Here is a 13,184-nt window from a genome sequence, read left to right on the forward strand (position 1 = left end):
GGTTGGGCTGGTGAGTGCCCGTTAGAACCGGAAATCGCGGTGGGACCGCAGTCACAAATGCCGGATCGCGAGCAGTGGCCGGACCATGCACGCGGAATGTGACAGCTGGATTGGGCCGCAGCGCGCTGCGGCAATTCGTCTCTCGTCGCGGGCGGTGGAATTTCAGGCCTTGAAGTACACGGTCTGCGAGGTGGTCGCGAGCAGGTGTCCGCTCGGGCTCCACAATTCGCCGGTCTGGTCGGCGAAGCTCTTGTGAAAGACATTTGCGTCGGCGGCACCGAGCACCATCGTGATGTCTTCGGCGGCCAGATCCTCGGCGTCGGCATGAAACGCCGTCGTCATCGACACAGTGCCGATCGGCACGATCGTGCCGCGGACATGGAAGATGCGCGCGAAGAAAGTGTCGGACATCGACAGCAGCGACAGGAAATCGATCCGCCGGGGCGTGGTGTCGCTGAGCCACATCCTTGAATACGCGCTCGCCGGCACATCGTGCGGTGTCTTGCTGTAGCTCGGCATCCCCTCCACGAAGCGAAACTGATACTGCCGCACCCAATTTGCGATGCCGCTGTCCGGTAACGGTTTGATTGTGTCGAACGGAGGGGCCTCCGGCATCGTCGCTGACTGATGTGACCATGAGGGGCGGCGAACCGCGAACACGGCAGTCATGAAGGCCGCGACCTCACCGTCTTGCAACAGTTCGACCATCCAGTGCTGCGTCGAGCGGGTCGCCTTCATCAGGCGCACAGTGAGATCGAACGTGCCGCGCGCCACCGGCGCGCACAGGTTCACGGTGACCGACAGCGGATCGCCGATGCGCTCCGGCTGCACCATGATCGCGCGCAGCATGGTCGCGGCGGTGGCGCCGCCAAACGGACCGACAAACGCGAAATAATCCTCGCTGGCCGTGCCGCGCCAGCGGCCGTCCACGGCGGTGACCTGCGTGGCGCGGTCGAACGGATGGACGGTGTCGTTCACGGTGGTCTCAGGCGTCTTCTCAAGCATCGATAGCTCCCACATGCAGGCTGAACTCTGCGCAGGACCGGCGCTGAATTCAATGACGTGCGAGGTAATGGCGGTTATGCGCGTGGATGCCGCCCGTCTCGGCCTGTGCTAGATTGACGCGGTATGTCGAACAGGGAGGTCAGGATGAGGGCTTTCGCGTGCGTACTCTTCGCAATGCTGGTGATCATGGCTCAGGGCAAGGCCATTGCCGGCCCGGCGGAGGAGGCGAATGCGGTGATCGACCGCTGGTCGGCAACCTACAGCGCCAACGACCGTGATGCGCTGGTGAAGCTTTACACGCCGGATGCCATCCTGCTCGGCACCACCAGCCCGATCGTTTCGAAAGGAACCGAGGGGCTTCAGAAATACTTCGAGGCGTTACCGGGCAGCGGGCGAAAGAACGCCATCACCGAGCGTTACACGATTGTGCTCAACGACGACGCTGTGGTCGGCACCGGCCTCTATACGTTTAGCCGGGCGGCGGAAAACAATACGCCGCGGCCTTCGCGCTTCACCATGCTGGTGGTCAGGCGGGACGGCAAATGGATGATCGCGCATCACCATTCCTCGCCGCGCGCGGAAACGCGGCAATAGCCATTGGGCCGACTGCTTCGTCTTGCGTTTAGAACAAATTAAGAACACTTTAGCAAGTCATTGATATATCATTGTGATTCGGCGCGTCGCGCCACCACATCTAGGGTCTGTCATTGGTCTTGAGGACTACATGTCCAATATCGCTTTCGACAACACGGCGCTGACGCGCATCGCGGACTTCGCCCGGACGCTGTCCCGTCTCCATACCGCCGCCCGGACGCGGCTGGTGGACGACGATCATATCGACCGCGAGTTCAATGCGGTCTGCATGTCGGTATGGGGCTACACCACCGACGATTTCAGCGACGACCTGTTCTCGCTGAAGGACCATGAATTCCTCGATTCGCTGGACGAGGCGCGGGCGCGGATCTTCGCCGCCGAGCACGGCTACGATCTGATCGACGACACCGGCATCCTGACCGACTGGTGGGGCTATTGCTGGATGATCCTGGCCGAACACCGCGGGCTGCTGACGCCGGAGATCAAGGCGCGGGCGCGCATGGAGATGGAAGAGAAATATCTCGCGGCACCGAACGTGATCGGGGTCATCGTCGGGCGGTGAAGAGTCTCATCGGCTTACAGTCTCAGCGATTGCGTTTATCTGCTGTGTCGTCCCCGCGAAAGCGGGGATCCATGCTCGCTGAATTCTCAAATCTTGAGGGATGTTTGCCTCGACATCGTCCCCACAACACGAAGCCGGTGGTTATGGGTCCCCGCTTTCGCGGGGACGACAGCTGAGGCGTTCGCGAATTCGCGTCTCGTATTACATCCGCGCGCGGGGTTTCGGCGCGGCAGTCTTCGGCGACGCCACGACAGCAGCCTGTGGCGCTTCGGGCTGCGCCAGCGATCCGGTGATGTCCTGCGACGAATAGGTATCCTCAGGAAGTTCGGCGGCCACCGGCGCGACCTTCATCTCGCCGAGCCGCGCGCGCAGCGCCAGCGTCAGGCCCGGATAGTTGTTGACCGGCGTGAACTGGGCGGTCTGGCCGTTGGCGGAATTGCCGGAGTAGGCGACAAGCCCGTCCGAGGTTGCAATGATGTCGCCGGGGCGCAGCGTGGTGTCGAGCGACAGATCGACCGGCGCAAGACCCGCAGGGTCGCGGCCGTTGCAGGTGCAATCCGCCTTCAGCGCCTTGCGGTAAGCGAACGCGTTCGGCGTATCGACATAGCGCTCGCCCATGTTGCCGACCGCATAATCAATGCTGTTGCCGGAGAAAACCTTGGTCTGGCTGGCCGGGCAGAACGACTGGCACATCTGCGCAGGCGTGCCGCCGCCGCGCGAGGTCAGCGGGAAATACCGGCCGTCGCAGCTCCGCACGCAATAGGTGGTGAAGCGTCCGCCGGACGAAGCCGACGGCGCGGGCGCTGGATCGGGATTGAACAGGCCGAACGGATCGGCGGAGGCGTTGCTTGGCGCCTGCTGCGACGCTTTCCGCTCCGGCTTGTCGCTGCCGAACAGGAAATCGAAAATGCCTGCGGACGCCGCGCGCGGCGCAAGCGCCACGGGCATCGCCAGCATGAGGGTGAGAACAAGCGTCATGCGGCGCCGCACGCGCGAAGTACGCAACTGTTTACGCAACACCGACGGCCCCACTCACGCAACGCTGACACCCGCGGCAGGATTATGCCGCAGCGTCAATGACCTTAGGGCGTGATGGTAAACGCGAGGTTAGGAACGCGAATGTTGCAGATGCGCTTCGCGCAACTTGACCATGACATGCAGCGTGAGATTGGTCGGCGTCGCGATGCCGAGCTCTTTTCCCTTTCTCACCACGTACCCGTTCAGATAGTCGATCTCGGTGAGCTTGCCACGCGCCAGATCCTGAGCGGTGGATGAATATTGGGCCGGCATCGCTTCGGCGAGCGCCAGCGTCGCGTCGCGCAGAGTTTCGGGAAGTGGGACATTGAGCGCCTGCGCGACGGCGGTGCATTCGTCGATGACGGTTGTCATCACGTCGGTGACGCCCTCGACCTTGAGCATTGGCCCATAAGGCAGGTCTGCAACCGCCGACAGCGCATTGTAAGCGCAGTTCGTAATCAGCTTGACCCACAGATCACCGATGACGTTGGCCGAGACCGTCGTCGGTATCGCAGCGTCGTTGAACTGCCGCGCGATCTCCGCGCTGGCCGGAGATGTGCCGACAATCAGTTCGCCCCGTCCGTGGTGTTTGACATGGCCCGGGCCCGCCATCTCGGTGGCGACGTAAACAACGGCGGGAACCGCGATTTGCCGGATTGTTGCCTGCAGCCGCTCAGCATTGTCCACGCCGTTCTGAAGACAGAGGACCGTCGCGTTCGGCTTCAGGAAGGGAGCGATCGACTGTCCTGCGGATTCTGTATCCGCCGATTTCACGCAGAGCAGCACGATGTCGGCGCCTTCGACACCCGAAGCCTCGGTTGTGGCCTGCACCGGAACCGCGCCGTTGAAGCTGCGGCTCTCGAACGTCAGGCCATGCTGCCTGATGGCTTCGACGTGTTGAGGCCGCGCGATCAAGGTTACGTCGTGCCCGGCTCGCGCCAGCATCGCACCGAAGTAGCAGCCGACCGCTCCGGCTCCCATCACCGCAACTTTCATCAGGACTTCTCCGCCAGCGGACTTCTTCGTCACGTCCGAAGCCGAGGCTTGCGCCTACGGCTTGAAGAACAGGAACGTCGTCAGCACGAAGGTCGGCACCAGCACCAGCATCGACCAGACCATGTAGCCGAAGAAGCTCGGCATCTTCACCCCGGCCTGTCGTGCGATGGCGTAGACCATGAAGTTCGGTGCGTTGCCGATATAGGTGTTGGCGCCCATGTAGACCGCGCCGGACGAGATCGCGGCCAGTGTCGCGGCCTTCGCTCCCATCAGCACCTGCGGATCGCCGCCCGCGAGCTGGAAGAACACCAGATAGGTCGGCGCGTTGTCGAGGAACGACGACAGGATGCCGGTCAGCCAGAAATAGGCGGCGGCGTTGTTGCTGCCATCGGCGTTGGTGACGAGGCCGAGCAGAGCGGCGAACGGTCCCTGGGCGCCCGCCTGCAACATCGCCATCACCGGCACGATGCAGATGAAGATGCCTGCGAACAGGATCGCCACTTCCTGGATCGGTCCCCACGAAAACCCGTTGGCCTCGCGATCCGATTTCCTTGTCCATGCCATGGACGCCACCGCAACCGCCACGAAGATAACGTCACGAAGCAAATCCTGAATTTGCAGTTCGACGCCCGCGACGTTGAAGGCAATGCCGGGCTTCCACTGCGCGCTCATCAGGATGGCGGCGATGATGACTGCGATCAGCGCGAGGTTGATCTTGCCGTGCAGCTTGAGCGGCGAGTCGGGCGTCGGATCCTTCTTCTTCGAGAAACGGCCCTCGCGGTGGTGCATGTAAAGATCGATCACCATGAAGACCGCGAGCACGACGCCGCCCACGAACAGCGTTTCCTGCCAGAGATATTTCGTGGTCCAGAAGAAATCGACGCCCTTGAGGAAGCCGATGAACAGCGGCGGATCGCCGAGCGGGGACAGCGCGCCGCCGATATTGGCGACGAGAAAAATGAAGAACACCACGACGTGCGCGTTATACCTGCGGCTGTCGTTGCAGCGGATCAGCGGGCGGATCAGGATCATCGCCGCGCCCGTGGTGCCGACGATGCTGGCCATCACCGAACCGACCGCGAGCAGCACGGTGTTGGTGAACACACTGTCATGCAGGTTGCCTTCGAGATAGATGCCGCCGGCCACCACAAACAGCGCCAGCAGCAGCAGGATGAACGGCATGTATTCCAGGAGCGCGGTGTGCGCGAGCGTCGTCGTCACAGTGGAAACGTCGGCGGTCGCGAACAGCGGGATGACGATCAGCGCCGCCCAGAACGCGGTAAACTTGCCATAGTGATGCTCCCAGACGTGGGGATAGAACACCGGACCTGTGGCGATACACAAAAGGATGCCGACGAACGGCAGCGCCCAGAGGATCGACAGCTTCGCGCCATCCAGTCCTTCGGCGGCAAACGCGGGTGCGGGGAGCAGCAAAAGCAGGACGCAGGCGAGGATGCTTTTCGCGGTCGTCCCGGCGAAAGCCGGGACCCATAACCCCCGAAGTCGGTGGGGACGGGGAGATATCTGCATTCTCATCTCTATTCCGTGGTTATGGATTCCGGCTCGCGCTCGCTTTGCTCGCTTGGCCGGAACGACCGAGAATTCTCAGTGGTGAGGAGGAGCGACATCAGCCTTTCAGAAACTCGCCCGCCTTGTAGAGCGCGCGGAACGGAATGCCGGCTTCGGTGAACGCTTCGGTCGCACCTTCGTCGCGGTCGACCATGGTGAACACCATCACGACCTCGCCACCGGCGTCCTTCACCGCGTCCACCGCCTTGATCGCGGAGCCGCCGGTGGTGGTGACGTCCTCGACGATAACGATGCGTTTGCCGCTCAGGCTTTCGCCCTTGGCGAGGCCTTCGACCGCGAGCCGCGCGCCGTGTTCCTTCGGCTTCTTGCGGACGAAGAAGGCCGCAATGGGATGTCCCTTGAGCCACGACAGTTGCGCGATCGCGCCGGCGATCGGCACCGCGCCCATCTCTAGCCCGCCGATGTAATCGACCTGATCGTCCTTCAGTGCGTCGAGCGACAATTCCGCAAGAAGAGCAGCGCCTTCCGGATCGAGCATGGTGGGCTTCAGGTTGAAGTAGAAATCGCTCTTGCGGCCGGACGCCAGCGTGATTTCGCCGCGCCCGAACGAGCGTTTGCGGATGATGTCGGCCAGGCGGGCGCGGGACGCTGATTTGGACAAGGCGATCTCTTCAAGCTACGGGGAATTGCGGGAATTTATCCTCTGCGACGTGGACATTCCACAGGGGATCGCCCACCGTCAACAGCGCAAGATCAATAAAGGCAGCAAATGACCATCGATCTTTACACCTGGAATACGCCCAACGGGCGCAAGATCAGCATCGCGCTGGAGGAAATGGGCCTGCCCTACAAGGTGCATCCCATCAACATTTCCAGGGACGAGCAGTTCGCGCCGGACTTCCTCAGGATCAGCCCGAACAACAAGATTCCCGCCATCGTCGATCCGGACGGTCCGCACGGCAAACCGGTCAGCATTTTCGAATCCGGTGCGATCCTCCTGTACCTCGGCGAGAAGACCGGAAAATTCCTGCCCCGGGATCTGGGCGAGCGGATTCCGGTGCTGGAATGGCTGATGTGGCAGATGGGCGGCTTCGGCCCGATGCCGGGCCAGGTGCATCATTTCATCGCGCTGGAGAACGAGCAGGACCGTCGCTACGGCCTCGAGCGTTTCATGAAGGAAACACGGCGGCTCTATGCCGTGCTGGATCGGCGTCTTGAGGGGCGCGAATTTGTCGCGGACAAAATCTCGGTCGCTGACTTCGCCATTCTCGGCTGGGCGTGGCGGCATGAGCGTCACAAGGTCGCGCTCGCCGATTTTCCGAACGTGAAGCGCTGGTACGCAACGATGATGGCGCGTCCGGGTGTGACGAAGGGGTTTGAGGTGAAGCTGGGTTGAGCTTTACCCTCTCCCCTTGTGGGAGAGGGAAGAAAGAAGATCACGTCGTCCCCGCGAAAGCGGGGACCCATACTCCCTAAGCCAGCGGCTCTTTCAACGATCCTCACCACCTTTGGTGGTTATGGGTCCCCGCCTTCGCGGGGACGACATTTGCAAATGATGCGGTGACAGAGGCTCTAATGCGCCTCGTCCCAATTGTTCGCCGCCCGCGCATCGACCTGCAACGGCACCGACAGCGACACCGCCGGGAACGGCGCGTCCTGCATCACATGCTGGACCACCGGCAAGGTCTTGGCGACTTCATCGTCCGGCACTTCGAAAATCAGTTCGTCGTGCACCTGCAGCAGCATCTGCGCGGAAAGCTTCTTCTCGGCGAGCGCGTCTTCCATCCGGATCATGGCGCGGCGGATGATGTCGGCGGCGGAGCCCTGCAAGCGTGCGTTGATCGCCGCGCGCTCGTTGAACGAGCGGATCGACGGGTTGCTCGCCTTGATGTCCGGGTAGTGGCATTTTCGGCCAAAGATGGTTTCGACATAGCCATGCTCGCGGCAGAAATCGCGCGTCGCATCCATGTAGGCGCGGATGCCGGGGAAGCGTTCGAAATACTTCTTGATATACGCGCCGGCTTCCTCGCGCGGAATGCCGAGCTGGTTGGCGAGGCCGAACGCCGAGATGCCGTAGATGATGCCGAAGTTGATCGCCTTGGCGCGGCGGCGCACTTCACTCGGCATGTCCTTGATCGGTACGCCGAACATTTCCGACGCGGTCATGGCGTGGATGTCCAGCTTGTCCTGGAACGCCTGCTTCAGCGACGGGATGTCCGCGATCTCGGCGAGCAGCCGCAGTTCGATCTGGGAATAGTCTGCCGAGACCAGCTTGTAGCCCTTGGCGGCGATGAAAGCCTTGCGGATCTTGCGGCCGTCCTCGGTGCGCACCGGAATGTTCTGCAGGTTCGGCTCGTTGGACGACAGCCGGCCCGTGGTGGTCGCGGCCAGCGCGTAGGTCGTGTGCACGCGATGGGTCTGCGGATTGACGTATTCCGGCAGCGAATCCGTGTAGGTCGATTTCAGCTTGGTGACCTGCCGCCATTCCAGAACATGTTTCGGGAATTCATGCCCGGCCTCCGCGAGTTCGTCGAGAATCTGCGCGGAGGTGGACCATGCGCCGGTTTTGGTTTTCGCGCCGCCGGGCAGGCCCATCTTGCCGAACATGATGTCGCCGAGCTGCTTCGGGCTGCCCGGATTGATCGGCTCGCCGGCCATTTTCTGGATGTCGGCTTCGACGCGCGCGGCCGTCTGCGCGAATTCGCCGGACAAGCGCGACAGCACCTGGCGGTCGATGGAAATGCCGCGCCGCTCCATCCGCGCGAGGACGGACACCAGCGGACGCTCCAGCGTCTCGTAGACGGTGTTGACGCGATACGCCATCAGGCGCGGCTTCAGCACGCGCCAGAGCCGCAGCACGATGTCGGCGCGCTCGGCGGCGTATTCGGTGGCCTTGTCGACCGGCACCTGATCGAACAGAATCTTGTTCTTGCCGGTACCGGTCAGCTCCGTGAAGCCGATGGCCTTGTGGCCGAACCAGCTCTCGGCCAGCGACTCCTGATCGTGGTTGGCGCGGCCCGCGTCGAGCACGTAGGAAATCAGGATGGTGTCGTCGATCGGGGCCATGTCGATGCCGTGCTGCGCCAGCATCACGGTATCGAACTTCAGATCGTGGCCGATCTTGAGAACGCCGGGGTCCGTCAGCAAGGGCTTGAGCGCGGCCAGCGCGTCGGCCGCCTTGATCTGGTCAGACGCAAGCCCGCCGGCGAACAGTCCCGAGCCGTCGCCGGGCTTGGTGTGCGCAAGCGGCACGTAACAGGCTTCATTAATGCCGGTGGCCAGCGAGATGCCGCAGATCTCCGCCTGCATCGGGTCGGCGCTGGAGGTCTCGACCGTCACGGCGACCTGGCCGATGTCGAAGGCGCGCGCAATCCGCCGCTGCAATTCGTCGAGGGTTTTGATCGTCGCGTAGGCGGCGCGATTGAATTTGGCGCTGCGCGCTTCGGCGGCACGGGCATCGGCCAGCGCCTTTGGCGTCTGAGGTCCCGCGCCATTGGTTGCGGATTGCTTCGGCTGCGGCGTCGATCCCGCCCACTGGCCGGCGTTGGACGTTCCGCCCGACGTCCCTTTGGCAAACAGGTCAGGCTCGCCGCCCAGCGGCGGTGTGGCCGGTGACGGAGTCGCGACATCGGCGGGTGCGAACGCGCTCTTCATTCCGGCGTCGGCTTCGACATCCGACGGATCGATCTGGGCATACTCGCCGACGCGACGCGTCAGTGTCGAGAATTCCATCGCTTTGAGAAATGCGATCAGCTTGCGCGAATCCGGCTCGTGTACGGCGAGATCATCCAGCGGCACGTCGAGCTTCACGCGGTCATCGAGCTGCACGAGTTTTTTCGAGATGCGCGCCTTCTCGGCGTGCTCGATCAGTGCCTCGCGCCGCTTCGGCTGCTTGATCTCTGGGGCGCGCTTGAGCAGCGTTTCGAGGTCGCCGTATTCGGTGATGAGCTGCGCGGCGGTCTTGATGCCGATGCCGGGAACGCCGGGCACGTTATCGACCGAGTCACCCGCCAGCGCCTGCACCTCGACCACCTTCTCGGGCGGCACGCCGAATTTCTCGATCACCTCGGGAATGCCGATGCGGCGATCCTTCATGGTGTCGTACATCGACACGCAATCGGTCACGAGCTGCATCAGATCCTTGTCGCTGGAAACGATGGTCGCGGTCGCGCCGCGCTCGCAGGCTTCGCGCACATAGGTGGCGATCAGGTCGTCGGCCTCGAAGCCGGACTGTTCGAGGCACGGCAGATCGAACGCGCGCACCGCCTCGCGGATCAGCGCGAACTGCGGAATGAGGTCGTCGGGCGCGGGCGGACGCTGCGCCTTGTATTCGGGATAGAGTTCGTTGCGGAACGTGACCTCGGACTTGTCGAAGATGATGGCGAGGTGGGTCGGCCGGTTATCCGGTGGCATGTCACGCATCAGCTTCCACAGCATGTTGCAGAAGCCGAGCACGGCGTTGACCTGCAGGCCGTCGGACTTGCGGTTCAGCGGCGGCAGCGCGTGATAGGCGCGGAAGATGTAGCCCGAGCCGTCCACCAGAAAGACGTGATCGCCCTTGGCGGGGGCCTTTGCGGCTGGCGCTTTGGCGGCGGGTTTCGTGGCGGGCGATTTCGCAGGGGATGCAGGCTGTTTCGGCATGGGCGCAATTTAGGGATTTCTCCCGAAATTGACACCCGGCAACGCCTAGTTCCTCACGGAAATGTTGAGCTATTCCGCCGCCTGCAACGTGGATCGCGACTTCTTCGGCGCGATCCAGAACATGGCGGGCCGTTCGAACAGGAAGTTGAGCCCGGCGCGTTTCGCGCCCCACCACATCAAGAGCGCGCCGAGTACGCCCGCAATGGTGTCGATCAGCGAGATCATGCCGATGTCCGGAATGATACCCGTCTTCAGCAACACAACGCGCGTGATTGCCATCGGCAGGAAGAACGCCAGATAGATCACGATGGAGTGTTCGCCGAAATAACGCAGGAAGCCGAGCCAGTTGGCGCGGGCGAGCAATGTGCCGGTGACGATGACGGCGCAGGCGCCGGCAAATCCGAGCACCAGCGAAATCACCGGGCGGTCGCCGAAGCCTGCGAACATCAGAACGCCATTGATCAGCGCCCAGGTCGCAAGGCCCGCCAGCGCGAGGTTTGGTTTGTCGCGTGCACGATCGGCCAGCGCGAATACATAGTTCGCGAACAGGTAGCCGGAATAGAAATAGACGAAGCGCGCGGCGAATTCGTCGATCACGGTCCAGCCGGTGGCGATATGCGCGGCCTCAAGCAATGCGGCGATCAGCCAGATCAGCGCTGCGGGGATGCGCAGCGTGGCTTTGGTCACCACGAAGAACACCGGCAGCAGGTAGATGAACCACAGCGTGCCGAACGGCTCGATGAAAGATTGCAGATACATGACACCGACATGGCTCCAGCCCTGCTCGGCGGCGAAGCCGGGAGCCTTGAAGCCGAACTGGATGGTGACCCATAGCACGTAGAAGTAGGCGAAATGGACCACCTTGCGGTCCAGATAGGTGCGCCAGTCGCGGTCGATCACCCGCGCCAGGAACAGCCCTGAAATCAGGAAGAAATCCGGCATCCGGAACGGCTTTGCGAACTCGACGAACAGGTGCATGAAGCCCTGCTTGCCCGCGGCCGCCTCGACGCCCAGCGTCGAATGCATCATCACCACCATGATGATGCAGATGCCCTTGGCATAGTCGACCCAGTCGATCCGCTCGGAGGCGGGGGACAGGAGCGCGCCGGATGTGCCGTTGTTGCTCATCGTGTCTCGTTTCGGTCCAACTGCGCGCCATCATGGGGCGCATGGGTTTCTTTCTCCTTTATTCGTACAAATGTTGTGCCCACTTCACGCGGAATTGGGCTAAAAGCGCCCGCGACAACAACATCGTTAACTTGAGCGGGTAAATACATGCGGATTGCCATGATTGGCACGGGCTATGTGGGGCTGGTGTCCGGGGCTTGTTTTGCGGATTTCGGCCATCGCGTGACCTGCGTCGATACCGCTGCCAGCAAGATCGCCGCCCTTAACCGCGGCGAAATTCCGATATTCGAGCCCGATCTGGACCGGCTGGTGGCCGCCTCCGTGAGCGCCGGGCGGCTCGATTTCACCACCGATCTGGCCGGCCCGGTTGGCGAGGCGGACGCCGTGTTCATCGCGGTCGGCACGCCGTCGCGGCGCGGCGACGGCCACGCCGACCTGACCTATGTGCATGCCGCCGCCCGCGAGATCGCCAAGGCCTTGCAGGGCTTCACCGTGGTCGTGACCAAATCCACCGTGCCGGTCGGCACCGGCGACGAAGTCGAGCGCATCATCCGCGAAACCAACCCGCAGGCCGATGTGGCCGTCGCGTCCAATCCGGAATTCCTGCGCGAGGGCGCGGCGATCCGCGACTTCAAGCATCCGGACCGCATCGTGGTCGGAACGTCGGACGAGCGCGCGCGGAAAGTTCTCGGCGAGGTCTATCGCCCGCTGTATCTCAATCAGGCGCCGATCATGTACACCGAGCGGAGAACGGCAGAGCTGATCAAGTACGCCGCCAACGCATTTCTCGCGACCAAGATCACCTTCATCAACGAGATGGCGGATCTGTCGGAGAAGGTCGGCGCCGATGTGCAGGAGGTTGCGCGCGGCATCGGGCTCGACAATCGCATCGGTCCGAAGTTTCTCAACGCCGGTCCCGGTTTCGGCGGCTCGTGCTTTCCGAAGGACACCCGCGCGCTGGTGAAGACCGCGCTGGATCACGATGTACCCTTGCGCATTGTCGAGGCGGTGCTCGCCGTCAACGACAATCGAAAACGAGCCATGGCGCGCAAGGTCGCCAGCGCGCTCGGCGGCAACCTGCGCGGCAAGACCATCGGTTTGCTCGGGCTGACCTTCAAGCCGGACACCGACGACATGCGCGAAGCGCCGTCGATCCCGCTGGTCACCGGGCTGCTCGATCTCGGCGCGAAGGTGCGCGCGTACGATCCGGTCGGCATGGAGCAGGCGAAGGGCGAATTGCCGGATATTACGTATTGCGAAGATCCTTATGCGGTCGCCAAGGATGCCGATGCGCTGGTGATCGTCACCGAATGGCGGCAATTCCGCGCGCTCGATCTGACGCGGCTGAAGCGCGAGATGGCCAATCCCGTGATGGTCGACCTGCGCAACATCTATCGCCGCGACGAGATGGAAGAGTTGGGGTTCACCTACGAGAGCGTCGGGCGCGGGGCGATTTGAACGCTGCTCCCTTAAAAGATTCTTGCGTTTCATTTACGATGTCGTCCCCGCGAAGGCGGGGATCCATAACCCCTGAATTCACAATTGTTATCGTTGCGTGCTTCGGACGCATCGGCCATCGATGCTGAACAATCACGTTGGGAGTATGGGTCCCCGCCTTCGCGGGGACGACGCAGAAATTTTTGCAAATGCCGACGTACTAAATGCGCAGCAAGACGTGGATGGCCGGGAGCGCAGACAAGTTTACGTAGTC

Annotated in this window: 11 protein-coding genes; 4 read left to right on the forward strand and 7 right to left on the reverse strand. The window is 62.6% G+C overall.

Annotation, left to right across the window (positions count from 1 at the left end; all coding sequences use genetic code 11):
- Positions 1–162: 162 nt before the first annotated feature.
- Positions 163–1,005 carry an acyl-CoA thioesterase gene (locus YH63_RS09315; protein WP_046829633.1) on the reverse strand — a complete coding sequence of 281 codons (843 nt, stop codon included), beginning with the start codon at positions 1,003–1,005 and terminating at the stop codon, positions 163–165.
- A 144-nt stretch (positions 1,006–1,149) separates the two neighbouring features.
- On the opposite strand from YH63_RS09315, the gene YH63_RS09320 reads away from it, so the two are divergent.
- Entirely contained in the window at positions 1,150–1,599 is a 450-nt protein-coding gene (locus YH63_RS09320; protein ID WP_170978675.1) for an SgcJ/EcaC family oxidoreductase, read from the forward strand.
- A gap of 130 nt (positions 1,600–1,729) precedes the next feature.
- Positions 1,730–2,161 (forward strand): hypothetical protein, encoded by a 432-nt coding sequence (locus YH63_RS09325; RefSeq protein WP_046827844.1) that lies wholly within the window; start codon positions 1,730–1,732, stop codon positions 2,159–2,161.
- Between the two features lie 201 nt (positions 2,162–2,362).
- On the opposite strand, the gene YH63_RS09330 is transcribed toward YH63_RS09325, so the two are convergent.
- From YH63_RS09330 to pyrE, 4 genes are all read right to left on the reverse strand, one after another.
- Complete coding sequence (locus tag YH63_RS09330) at positions 2,363–3,139, reverse strand: DUF2865 domain-containing protein (protein WP_046827843.1); 777 nt, start codon at positions 3,137–3,139, stop codon at positions 2,363–2,365.
- A gap of 129 nt (positions 3,140–3,268) precedes the next feature.
- Positions 3,269–4,174: a ketopantoate reductase family protein gene (locus YH63_RS09335; protein WP_046829632.1), complete on the reverse strand. Its 906-nt coding sequence runs from the start codon at positions 4,172–4,174 to the stop codon at positions 3,269–3,271.
- A gap of 54 nt (positions 4,175–4,228) precedes the next feature.
- A complete protein-coding gene (locus tag YH63_RS09340; RefSeq protein ID WP_433995094.1) occupies positions 4,229–5,710 on the reverse strand; it encodes a sodium:proton antiporter in 1,482 nt (493 codons plus the stop codon).
- A 91-nt stretch (positions 5,711–5,801) separates the two neighbouring features.
- Positions 5,802–6,365, reverse strand: a complete 564-nt coding sequence (gene pyrE, locus YH63_RS09345; protein WP_046827841.1) for an orotate phosphoribosyltransferase — start codon at positions 6,363–6,365, stop codon at positions 5,802–5,804.
- Positions 6,366–6,473: 108 nt separating this feature from the next.
- On the opposite strand from pyrE, the gene YH63_RS09350 reads away from it, so the two are divergent.
- The gene (locus YH63_RS09350) at positions 6,474–7,100 is read left to right on the forward strand and encodes a glutathione S-transferase family protein (protein WP_046827840.1); all 627 of its coding nucleotides are present in this window, start codon (positions 6,474–6,476) and stop codon (positions 7,098–7,100) included.
- Positions 7,101–7,276: 176 nt separating this feature from the next.
- Here the strand turns inward: YH63_RS09350 and polA are convergent, their stop codons facing one another.
- Positions 7,277–10,345 (reverse strand): DNA polymerase I, encoded by a 3,069-nt coding sequence (polA, locus tag YH63_RS09355; RefSeq protein ID WP_046827839.1) that lies wholly within the window; start codon positions 10,343–10,345, stop codon positions 7,277–7,279.
- A gap of 69 nt (positions 10,346–10,414) precedes the next feature.
- Positions 10,415–11,473, reverse strand: a complete 1,059-nt coding sequence (locus tag YH63_RS09360) for an acyltransferase family protein (RefSeq protein ID WP_046827838.1) — start codon at positions 11,471–11,473, stop codon at positions 10,415–10,417.
- A gap of 147 nt (positions 11,474–11,620) precedes the next feature.
- Here YH63_RS09360 and YH63_RS09365 point away from each other — a divergent pair, with 147 nt between their 5' ends.
- A complete protein-coding gene (locus tag YH63_RS09365) occupies positions 11,621–12,931 on the forward strand; it encodes a UDP-glucose dehydrogenase family protein (protein WP_046827837.1) in 1,311 nt (436 codons plus the stop codon).
- Positions 12,932–13,184: the final 253 nt, after the last annotated feature.

It is taken from the genome of Afipia massiliensis, assembly GCF_001006325.2.
GTDB classification, from domain to species: Bacteria; Pseudomonadota; Alphaproteobacteria; order Rhizobiales; family Xanthobacteraceae; genus Afipia; species Afipia massiliensis_A.

Coding starts and splice junctions, on each gene's coding strand:
- YH63_RS09315 (WP_046829633.1), bottom strand. CDS start 1,005: ATGCTTGAGAAGACGCCTGAGACCACCGTGAACGACACCGTCCATCCG.
- YH63_RS09320 (WP_170978675.1), top strand. CDS start 1,150: ATGAGGGCTTTCGCGTGCGTACTCTTCGCAATGCTGGTGATCATGGCT.
- YH63_RS09325 (WP_046827844.1), top strand. CDS start 1,730: ATGTCCAATATCGCTTTCGACAACACGGCGCTGACGCGCATCGCGGAC.
- YH63_RS09330 (WP_046827843.1), bottom strand. CDS start 3,139: ATGACGCTTGTTCTCACCCTCATGCTGGCGATGCCCGTGGCGCTTGCG.
- YH63_RS09335 (WP_046829632.1), bottom strand. CDS start 4,174: ATGAAAGTTGCGGTGATGGGAGCCGGAGCGGTCGGCTGCTACTTCGGT.
- YH63_RS09340 (WP_433995094.1), bottom strand. CDS start 5,710: ATGAGAATGCAGATATCTCCCCGTCCCCACCGACTTCGGGGGTTATGG.
- YH63_RS09350 (WP_046827840.1), top strand. CDS start 6,474: ATGACCATCGATCTTTACACCTGGAATACGCCCAACGGGCGCAAGATC.
- polA (WP_046827839.1), bottom strand. CDS start 10,345: ATGCCGAAACAGCCTGCATCCCCTGCGAAATCGCCCGCCACGAAACCC.
- YH63_RS09360 (WP_046827838.1), bottom strand. CDS start 11,473: ATGAGCAACAACGGCACATCCGGCGCGCTCCTGTCCCCCGCCTCCGAG.
- YH63_RS09365 (WP_046827837.1), top strand. CDS start 11,621: ATGCGGATTGCCATGATTGGCACGGGCTATGTGGGGCTGGTGTCCGGG.